The organism is Arenimonas sp., from assembly GCF_035312645.1.
GTDB lineage: Bacteria > Pseudomonadota > Gammaproteobacteria > Xanthomonadales > Xanthomonadaceae > Arenimonas.
In genome coordinates, this window is sequence record NZ_DATGBO010000102.1 from 1 (window position 1) to 9837 (window position 9837).

Below are 9837 nucleotides of genomic sequence, written 5' to 3' on the forward strand. Positions count from 1 at the left end.
ACGCCCGGCTTCCTGGTCAATCGCATCCTCGCGCCGTACATGCAGGAAGCGATCATCGCCTTCAGTGAGGGTATTCCCGGCGCGGTGATCGACAAGGCGGCGCTGAAATTCGGCATGCCGATGGGCCCCATCGAGCTCGTCGACACCGTCGGCCTCGATGTCGCCGCGAGCGTCGGACGGATCATGGCCGACTTCCATCAGCAGACCCTGCCCGACGTGTTCAAGGTCGAGGCCGGCAAGCGTGGCAAGAAGGATGGCCAGGGCTTGTACAAGTGGGAAAACGATCGCGCGGTGAAGCCCGAGGTTCCTGCGGGTTATCAAGCGCCTGCCGACCTCGAAGACCGATTGATGCTACCGCTGCTCAACGAAGCCGTGTCCTGCCTGCACGACGGCGTGGTCGCCGATGCCGACCTGCTCGACGCCGGCGTGATCTTCGGCACCGGCTTCGCGCCGTTCCGCGGCGGCCCGATCGAATACGTGAAGTCCGTCGGTGCCGCGAAACTCAAGAAACGATTGGAAGAATTCGCCGCACGCTACGGCGACCGCTTCCTGCCGCGTCCAGGCTGGGACCAACTCTGATTTGGTGGATGCGGGCCCGGCCGCGCTTACCGCGCAATGGCCCGCCATCTCCGCGGCTCACCACTCACCGCGTCAAAAACATCGCCAAATCCCGCCGATAGCCATCGTCCTCGGCGATATCGTTGTGGCTGGCGCCAGCGATCACCACGACTTCCGGCTTGCGCTTGAAGGCCGCGATCAACGCGTCGGTATTCGCACGCGGGATCACCATGTCGCGTCCTGCGATCAGCACCAGCGTCGGCATCGTCAGGTCGGAAGCACGCCGCCATGACTCGTATTTGTCCTTGAGCAGCAGGCCGATTGGAAACAGCGGATATTTTCCCTGCGCGACGTTGGCGATGCTGTCGTAGGGCGTGACCAACACCAGACGCTCGACTGGCCGATGCGCCGCGACATAGGTCGCGATGCCCGAACCCAGGCTGCGTCCGATCAGCGCGACGCTGACATGCCGTGCGCGGATCTGGTCGAATTCGACCAAGGCATCCGCATAGAGATCGCTTTCGGTGGGCGCACCGGGATTACCGCTGTATCCGCGATACGGCAATAGATAGACGGTGTAGCCAGGCAGCGCCGTGGCAAACAGGTCGCGATTTTTCTCGACCGCCTCGGCATTGCCGCCGAAATACAGCAGCGCGCGCGGCTGACCCGGATTCACCGCCCAGCCCTGCAGCCTGAGGCCAGGCACCGCGACCGACAGCGTCGGCGCATCCACGGCCGCAGCCCATGACGGGTAGTAGAGGATCGAACGCTGCCGGAAATACAGCAGGCCCACCGCGCCCAGATACGACAGCAGCGCAAGCACCAGCAACAAGAGTACGAATCGACGCAGCAACATCCACACCACCGAAAGCGTCGTCACTTCGGCCTCGCTCATAGCGCGCGCATTCCGTCGACGATGGCCATCAATCCTCGCAGCCTTCGAGCTTGAGGCGTTGTCCAGGACGCAGTGCGTACGACGGTCCCTTCAATCGATTCGCGCGCGCCAGCACGGTGAGGTCACAACTATGTTCGCGTGCGATCGCCAACAGGCTGTCGCCCTTGCGCACGTGATACTCGTGCACTTTTTTCTCACGCTCCTTGCGTTCCTTGCGTGAATGCGCGGGCTTGGGTGTCGCCGCTTCCACCTGTTCGGCCAATGAGGCGTTGGGATCCATCGCCGCCTCCGGGCCCGGCACGTAAACCGGTACGACGTACTTGCTGGCGCGCATCAGCTGGCCGGCCATCTCGGCGCGCGGGCCCTGCATGCAGTTGTTGCGATAGAGCATGGTCACGCGCTTGGGTGCACGCAACACGGTGCCGGTGGGGATGATCGTGGTCGGCTCGTAACGCGGATTGAGATTGCGCAGCACACGGAACCAGCCGTCGCGACTGCCGCCGTTGCCCAGGCAGATCGTCAATTCGTTGATCGAGGTGTCGCGCGCCAGCGCGAACTGGTCGGGCGTCGTGTCGATATGCGGGAATTCCAGGCCGTATTGCTTCGGATGCAGGAACAACCACGCCGCGGCGATCACCATCGGTACGTAGTCGCGGGTTTCCGGCGGCAGCGCGCCGTAGGCCTGCGGCGACCAGAAACTCTGCCCGCTGTTCTGCACGAACAACCGTCCAGCGCGACCTTCACCGCCGTTGTAGGCGGCGACCGTATATTCGATGTTGCGATTCAATTCGCGGAAGCGCTCGTTGATGTAAGCAGCGTTCGCGCGTGCCGCGTATTGCGGATCGAAACGCGTGTCGAAGCCGGTGGCATCCTTGCCCAGACCGAAGCGAGCGCCGGTGCCGTACATGAATTGCAGCGGCCCGCTCGCGCCAGAGCGCGACACCGCATGCACCTTGCCGCCCGACTCTTTCGCCATCAACCCGAACAACAGCGCCTCGGGCAGCCCGGCCTTTTCGTATTCGGGATACATCAGATAACGCATGTACTGGTAGTTTTCCCAGGAGTCGATCAGGAACGAGCGCTGGGTCGTCAGCCATTCGCGGATCGCCGCCTGGATCGGTTCGTTGATCTCCACCATCTTGTCGAAGGCGTGACCGTCGTTGAGCAATTGCATGCTGCGTGCGGCTTCCGGCGAACTGGCCAATACCGGCGAAATCGCGTGATCGGGCTCGGCGGAAGTTTCGCCGGCCTCGACCAGATCCGGCGCCATGTCCTGCGATTTGAGCAGGGCTTCGTAAGTGGTGATCACCCGCGTCGCCTCGCAACCTTTCTGCTTGAGGCATTGCTGCGCCAGATCCTCGATGTCCTCCAACGCCTTGCTCATCCGCACCATCGCGGTATCGTCGCCATTCTGCAGTTGCACCTGTGCCTCGCGATAACGCTGGCTGGCGGCGTCCATCTGCTGGAACAGGGGCGCGAATTTATCGGTTTTGGCGGAAGCGGCGGTGCTGCCCAGCGCGAGCGCCAGGGCAATAATCAGGCTGTTGCGGATCGATGGCATGGAGTTTCCTTCTTGAACCGGCAGGGTATCGGTTCCCGTCATCGAGCGGCAACCGTTTCGCCACCGCGCCGCAGGCCCTAGAATCGAAGCACAACGGAGAACCCAATGAGCGAGATCCTGATCGGCAAAGGTGATATCCCAGTCAGGCTGCTGGGTAAATATGGCAACCGTCATGGATTGATCGCCGGCGCCACAGGCACAGGCAAATCCGTTTCCCTGATGGTGATCGCGGAAGGCTTCTCGCGCCTGGGCGTGCCGGTGTTCATGGCCGATGTGAAGGGCGATATCAGTGGATTGGCGATGGCCGGTGTCACGAACGAAAAAATAACGTCGCGCGTTCAACAGATCGGCATCGAGGGCTACGTCAACGAAGCCAGCCCGGTGGTGTTCTGGGATCTTTACGGCAAGCTCGGCCATCCTGTGCGCACCACGGTGTCGGAAATGGGCCCGACCTTGCTCAACCGCATCCTGGAACTGAACGAAGTGCAGTCGGGTGTGCTCGACATCACCTTCAAGCTCGCTGACGACCAAGGCCTGTTGCTGCTCGATCTCGCCGATCTGCGCGCGCTGCTCAACTACGTCGCTGAACAGAAAACCGATATCTCGCAGAAATACGGTCTGGTCAGTCCGACCTCGGTCGCGGCGATCCAGCGTGCATTGCTGCGCCTGGAACAGGATGGCGGCGACGTCTTCTTCGGCGAGCCCGCACTCGAACTCGCCGACCTGATGCGCCAGGACCCGTCCGGCCGCGGCATCATCAACCTGCTCGCCGCAGACCAGCTGATCATGAAGCCGCGCCTGTATTCGAGCTTCCTGCTCTGGCTGCTCTCGGAATTGTTCGAACACCTGCCGGAAGTCGGCGATCTCGACCAGCCCAAACTCGTGTTCATTTTCGACGAAGCGCATCTGTTGTTCGACGACTGCCCGCCGGCGCTGCAGCAGCGCGTCGAGCAGGTTGTGCGCCTGATCCGCTCGAAAGGCGTGGGCGTGTATTTTTGCTCGCAGAATCCCGACGACATCCCTGACGTGATCCTCGGCCAACTCGGCAACCGCATCCAGCACGCGTTGCGCGCCTACACGCCGCGCGACCAGAAAGCGGTGAAGACCGCCGCAGAAACGTTTGTTCCCAATCCCAAGATCGACGTCGCCAAGGTGATTTCCGAACTCGCGGTCGGCGAGGCGCTGGTGTCGATGCTGCTCGACAAGGGCATCCCGATGCCGGTCGAACGCGCCTACATCTGCCCGCCACGCTGCCGCATGGGCGCGATCACCATGGAAGAGCGCGCCGCCGTGCGCGCACGCAGCACGGTCAGCGGCAAGTACGACACACCGATCAACCGCGAATCGGCCGCCGAGATGCTGAGCAAGCGCGCGGAAGAAAAAACTGCGGCAGCTCCTGCTGCTGCCGGCGCACCTGCCGGCAAAGCGGCGCCGGAGCAGCAATCGGCGCTCAACGATTTTCTCTGGGGCAACAAGCGTCGCCAGGGCGCCGTGGAAGCCGCGGCGAAATCGGCGACACGCACCGTCGCCACCGGCATCGGCCGGCAGATCCTGCGCGGCGTTCTCGGCAGCCTGCTCGGTGGAAAACGCTGAAATTCCTGCCACGTGATCCGGAGCTTCGTCATGTCGATTCGCCAGCCGATCGCTTTCGCCGCCCTCGCCTTCGCGACCTTGCTCGCGGTCGCGTGCAAACCGGAGCCGGCCGCACCTGCCGCCAGCACGAATACCGAACCCGCGCCGCCGGTCAGCATCGCCGCACCGGCGCCGACCGATGCGCTTGATGCTTCCGATATTTCCAGTCCCGCGCTGGACGCGAAAGCATTCGCCGGCACCTTCGGCGGCGATGACGACACGCTGGAGTTGCGCGCGGATTCCACTTTCCGTCTGAGCGCGAAGGCCGACGCCACGAAAGCGATCACCGGCACCTGGAGCACCGAACAGGAAGGCGAACACCTGCGTCTCACACCCGCCGGCAAAGGCGCGTCGACGCGGCTTTACGACGTCGTGTCCCGCGACGAGATCCAGAAACTCGCGGCCGATGGCACGCCGGCGGCGGATCCTGTCGCCGCCAGCCTGCATCGTCAGTAATGGGACGCTGGCGTCCGCCCGCGGAAGCCAGCACGGCGCTGATCACCCGCGCCGGCTTCGATCGCCTCAAGTCGGAACTCGACGATCTGTGGCGCGTACGCCGACCGGAAGTGGTGAAGGCTCTCGCCGCGGCGGCGGCGGAGGGCGATCGCTCCGAAAACGCCGAGTACAGTTATCGAAAAAAACAACTGGGCGAAATCGACCGGCGCGTGCGCTACCTCAGCAAACGCCTGGAAGCCCTGCGCGTGATCGAGGCACCGCCCAGCGATCGCTCGGCGATATTCTTCGGCGCCTGGTTCGAAGTCGAAGACAGCGACAGCGGCGACCTGCATCGTTTCCGCATCGTCGGCCCCGACGAAACCGACGCCAGACTCGGCCTGATCAGCGTCGACTCGCCGCTGGCGCGCGCGGCGATGAAAAAACGCGTTGACGACGAATTCGAGGCGCCGCTGCCCGGCCGCAACGCACGCTATCTAGTCGTCTCCGTCGCCTACGACTAACCTGTCCAGTAGGAGCCAGCTCGCTGGCGACCATGTCTACCCGGCTAGCAACTATCGCGATGCTCATCCGATTGCGGGGATCGAGACGGTCGCCCGCGAGAGAATGTCGCCAGCAAGCTGGCTCCTACGGGGAACTCAGCCGCCGATGCCCAGCGTCATTTCCGCGACTGGCGCATTCTCGATATAGAACTTCTTGATCGCGACCTTGCTCTGCTTCGGCTTCTGGTCGACGTAATCGCCCTTGACCAGTTTGCGGATCTTGGTGATGCGCGTGCCGGTGAGGCGATTGGTGCTGATCTCGATGGCGTCGTGCTGGTTGGTGCGGCTGTAATAGGTGACGTCGTCGCCGATCAGGCGCATACGATCGGTCGCAGCTTCGTAGCGGTAGCGATAGCGCGAGGACACGGCAGAAGTGCCGCCGGTCAGGTCTTCGATCACCAGCACACCCTTGGGTGCTTTCAGACTGGCATCGCCCAGCGGATAGGCATCGAGCTCGCCCAGACCGACCCGACGCAGACCCTTGCCTTCGCGCACGGCAACCAGCAGGTAGCGTTCGTCTTCGCCGCGGATGATCGCCGCGACATCCTCGCTGCCGTCGCCATTCAAATCGGCTTCGAGCTGCGTCTCCACCTGCATGCCCTTGGGCACGAACACCGGCAATGCATCGGCGCGGGTCGGGAACGCGGGCGATGCGGCATGGGCGGCAACGCAAATGCCAGAAACACCGAGCACCAGCAAAACAAGACGAAGGGACATGGACGATCTCCTTGGCGCAACGATCAGCGAATCAAGTTTGCCGTCGCGTGCTGGCGACGGCAGCTACAAGGATTTTCGCGATCGCGGCGTCAGACCGCAACCAGTCCGAACAGGTCGTGCTCGTCCGAACCCATGATGCGCACGTCGACGAACTGGCCGGGCTTGAGGCCGGCTTCGGCGCCATCCTGGATCTGCACCAGGCCATCAATCTCTGGCGCATCGGCCATCGAGCGACCAATCGCGAGTTCGCCGTCGATCGCATCGATCAGCACTTTCTGCACCGTGCCGACTTTGCGCTCGAGCTTTTCCGTGCTGATTTCGGCCTGCAATTCCATGAACCTCGCCAGGCGCTCCTGCTTCACTTCTTCCGGCACGGGATCGGGCAGATCGTTGGCCTTGGCGCCGTCGACCGGCGAATAGGCGAAGGCGCCGACGCGATCGAGTTCGGCCTGATCCATGAAGTCCAGCAACTGCTCGAAGTCGTCGTCGGTCTCGCCGGGGAAGCCGACGATGAAGGTGCTGCGGATGGTGATGTCGGGGCAGATGTCGCGCCAGCGCTGAATGCGCTCCAGCGTCTTGTCGACCGCACCCGGGCGCTTCATCAGCTTGAGGATGCGCGGGCTGGCGTGCTGGAACGGAATGTCGAGATACGGCAGCAACTTGCCTTCCGCCATCAGCGGGATGATGTCGTCGACGTGCGGGTACGGGTAGACGTAATGCAGTCGCTGCCAGACGCCGAGTTCGGCCAGGCCTTCGCACAGCGCCTTCATGCGCGTCTGGTAGTGCTTGCCGCGCCATTCGCGCTCGGCGTATTTCACATCGACGCCGTAAGCGCTGGTGTCCTGCGAAATCACCAGCAATTCCTTGACGCCGCCCATCACCAGCTTCTCGGCTTCGCGCAACACTTCATCGACCGGACGCGAAACCAGGTCGCCGCGCATCGAGGGAATGATGCAGAAACTGCAGCGATGATTGCAGCCTTCGGAAATCTTCAGATAGGCGTAGTGCTTTGGCGTGAGCTTGATGCCTTGCGGCGGCACCAGATCCAGGAACGGATCGTGTTTCGGCGGCAGCGCCGCGTGCACGGCATTCATCACCGTGCCGTAATCCTGCGGACCGCTGATCGAGAGCACGCCGGGATGCGCTTCGCGGATCAGTTCGGCGCGTTTGCCCAGGCAGCCGGTGACGATGACCTTGCCGTTCTCCGCCAGCGCCTCGCCGATCGCATCCAGCGATTCGGCGACGGCCGAGTCGATGAAACCGCAGGTATTGACCACCACCACGTCGGCGTCGTCGTAAGTCGGCACGATGTCATAACCTTCCACGCGCAGTTGGGTGAGGATGCGCTCGGAGTCGACCAGCGCCTTGGGGCAGCCAAGGCTGACGAAACCGACTTTGGGCTGGGACAGGGACATCGTGGACGACCGCAGGAGAGGGGCGCGGATTATACCCCTGCCACCCTGCCCGGCCCGGGCGTATGCTTGGGCGGGGCCACATCGGGGGACGGGCATGGCGACGATCTCGTTGAGCACGCGGCACGGCCGCATTTCCGGCTGGAAGGCGATGCCGCACGTCACGCCCAAGGGCGCCGTGGTGCTGGTGCAGGAAATCTTCGGCGTGAACAACCACATCCGGCAATTGGCCGACAAGTTCGCTAACTACGGCTACGTCACCATCGCGCCCGCGCTGTTCGACCTGATCCATCCTGGCGTCGAGCTCGCTTACGACGAAGCCGGCATCGCCCGCGGCCGAGAAATCGTCGACGAACTCGGCTTCAACGGCGCGCTCGATGGCGTCCGCGCTGCCTACGATCATCTCGAGGCCGATTACAAAGTGGCGACGGTCGGTTTCTGCTGGGGCGGCAGCGTCGCCTTCCTCGCCAACACGCGTTTCGGCGTGCCGGCAGTGAGCTATTACGGCGCCCGCACCGTGCCCTTGCTGCGCGAACGGCCGAAAGCGCCGTTGATGCTGCATTTCGGCGATCAGGACACGAGCATCAGCGCCGAGGACATCGAGAAACACCGCGATGCCCTGCCTGGCGCGGAGATCCACGTCTGGCCCGCCGGCCACGGCTTCAACTGCGACCAGCGCGCCGATTACAACGCGGAAGTCGCGCAACAGGCGCTGACCCGCACGCTGGGTTTCCTGGCCAAGCGCCTGCACACGAATGGCTGAAGCCTTCGATCTCGACGGCCGGCTGGAAGCGGATTCGCATTTCATCGCCGATGGCCCACTGTCGCAGCTGCGTCTGATCGACGACATGCGTTTCCCTTGGCTGGTGCTGGTGCCGCGCCTGCCCGGCGCCAGCGAATGGCTCGATCTCGACGGCGGCGCGCAGCGATTGCTGCTCGCGGAAATCAATCAGGCCGGACAACTTCTGCGCGCCAGCGGCGCCTGCGACAAACTCAACATCGGCGCACTCGGCAACATCGTCCGGCAATTGCACGTGCATGTCGTTGCGCGCCTCGAAGGCGACGCCGCCTGGCCGGGGCCGGTCTGGGGCGCAGGCACGATGCAGCGCTTCGGCACGGCGGCACGTGAAGCACGACTCGCACAATTGCGCGAGAAGCTGCAAAGCCTCACTCCGTAGGGGCGGGCAAGACCGCGACTTTCAAACCGTACCGCGATTTTCGGGACTCGCGGACATTTCCGCTCCTGCGGAAAACTCAGGTGCGCGGCAAGGTAACGCCGGTCTGGCCCTGGTATTTGCCGCCGCGATCCTTGTAGCTGGTTTCGCAGATTTCATCGGATTCAAAGAACAGCATCTGCGCCACGCCTTCATTGGCGTAGATCTTCGCGGGCAGCGGCGTGGTGTTGGAAAACTCCAGCGTCACATGGCCTTCCCATTCCGGTTCCAGCGGCGTCACGTTGACGATGATGCCGCAGCGCGCGTAGGTGCTCTTGCCCAGGCAGACCACCAGCGTGCTGCGTGGAATGCGGAAGAATTCGACAGTGCGCGCCAGCGCGAAGCTGTTCGGTGGAATGATGCAGACGTCGGCCTCGACGTCGACGAAACTCGACGGATCGAAGGCCTTCGGATCGACGATGGTCGAATTGATGTTGGTGAAGATCTTGAATTCGCGCGCGCAGCGCACGTCGTAACCGTAGCTCGACGTGCCATAGGAAACGATGCGGTGGCCGTCGGCGGCGTGCTTGACCTGGCCCGCTTCGAAGGGCGAAATCATGCCCTGCTGCTCAGCCATGCGCCGGATCCACTTGTCGGATTTGATGCTCATGCGATTTCCGGAACCTCAGGATGAAATGATGGGTCGTCGCTGCGGCCAGAGCAGCCACAGCACGGCGACGTTGATCGACAGGACGCTGATCGAGGTCCAGCTCGGGTCGCGGACGAAATAATAAAGCTCGAACGGCACGTAGATGCCGGCGGAAACAATGCCCAGCCAGCGCGCCCAGCTGCGCGCGAACCACAGGCCATAGGCTTCGAGGAAGCGCAGCGCGGCATAGGCCGTGGCGGCCAG

The 9837-nt window shown here is 63.3% G+C and carries 12 protein-coding genes; 6 read left to right on the plus strand and 6 right to left on the minus strand.

Annotated features, from left to right (window positions below; all coding sequences use genetic code 11):
* Window positions 1–579: 3-hydroxyacyl-CoA dehydrogenase family protein (locus VKM35_RS09380; RefSeq protein ID WP_324320725.1), on the plus strand; the 579-nt coding region annotated here is incomplete at its 5' end.
* A 64-nt stretch (window positions 580–643) separates the two neighbouring features.
* On the opposite strand, the gene VKM35_RS09385 is transcribed toward VKM35_RS09380, so the two are convergent.
* Window positions 644–1453, minus strand: coding sequence for an alpha/beta hydrolase (locus VKM35_RS09385; protein ID WP_324320727.1), 810 nt, complete (start codon window positions 1451–1453; stop codon window positions 644–646).
* Window positions 1454–1481: 28 nt separating this feature from the next.
* Entirely contained in the window at window positions 1482–3014 is a 1533-nt protein-coding gene (locus VKM35_RS09390; RefSeq protein WP_324320729.1) for a transglycosylase SLT domain-containing protein, read from the minus strand.
* A 105-nt stretch (window positions 3015–3119) separates the two neighbouring features.
* On the opposite strand from VKM35_RS09390, the gene VKM35_RS09395 reads away from it, so the two are divergent.
* Genes VKM35_RS09395 through greB form a run of 3 tightly spaced genes read left to right on the plus strand, consistent with a single transcriptional unit; the run spans window position 3120 to window position 5602 of the window.
* Complete coding sequence (locus VKM35_RS09395) at window positions 3120–4607, plus strand: helicase HerA-like domain-containing protein (RefSeq protein WP_324320731.1); 1488 nt, start codon at window positions 3120–3122, stop codon at window positions 4605–4607.
* 30 nt (window positions 4608–4637) lie between these two features.
* Window positions 4638–5102: a hypothetical protein gene (locus tag VKM35_RS09400; RefSeq protein ID WP_324320733.1), complete on the plus strand. Its 465-nt coding sequence runs from the start codon at window positions 4638–4640 to the stop codon at window positions 5100–5102.
* On the plus strand, window positions 5102–5602 hold the full coding sequence (gene greB, locus VKM35_RS09405; protein WP_324320735.1) for a transcription elongation factor GreB: 501 nt from the start codon (window positions 5102–5104) through the stop codon (window positions 5600–5602). Before VKM35_RS09400 ends, greB begins: the two co-directional genes overlap by 1 nt.
* A gap of 135 nt (window positions 5603–5737) precedes the next feature.
* On the opposite strand, the gene VKM35_RS09410 is transcribed toward greB, so the two are convergent.
* Window positions 5738–6358, minus strand: a complete 621-nt coding sequence (locus VKM35_RS09410) for a hypothetical protein (protein ID WP_324320737.1) — start codon at window positions 6356–6358, stop codon at window positions 5738–5740.
* An 89-nt stretch (window positions 6359–6447) separates the two neighbouring features.
* Window positions 6448–7773, minus strand: a complete 1326-nt coding sequence (gene rimO / locus VKM35_RS09415) for a 30S ribosomal protein S12 methylthiotransferase RimO (protein ID WP_324320739.1) — start codon at window positions 7771–7773, stop codon at window positions 6448–6450.
* 94 nt (window positions 7774–7867) lie between these two features.
* Here rimO and VKM35_RS09420 point away from each other — a divergent pair, with 94 nt between their 5' ends.
* Complete coding sequence (locus tag VKM35_RS09420) at window positions 7868–8533, plus strand: dienelactone hydrolase family protein (RefSeq protein WP_324320741.1); 666 nt, start codon at window positions 7868–7870, stop codon at window positions 8531–8533.
* Window positions 8526–8948: an HIT family protein gene (locus VKM35_RS09425; protein ID WP_324320744.1), complete on the plus strand. Its 423-nt coding sequence runs from the start codon at window positions 8526–8528 to the stop codon at window positions 8946–8948. The genes VKM35_RS09420 and VKM35_RS09425 overlap by 8 nt, the downstream gene beginning before the upstream one ends.
* Before the next feature lie 76 nt (window positions 8949–9024).
* Here VKM35_RS09425 and dcd read toward each other — a convergent pair whose 3' ends face one another.
* On the minus strand, window positions 9025–9594 hold the full coding sequence (gene dcd / locus VKM35_RS09430) for a dCTP deaminase (protein ID WP_324320746.1): 570 nt from the start codon (window positions 9592–9594) through the stop codon (window positions 9025–9027).
* A 15-nt stretch (window positions 9595–9609) separates the two neighbouring features.
* Window positions 9610–9837: DUF2127 domain-containing protein (locus VKM35_RS09435; RefSeq protein WP_324320748.1), on the minus strand; the 228-nt coding region annotated here is incomplete at its 5' end.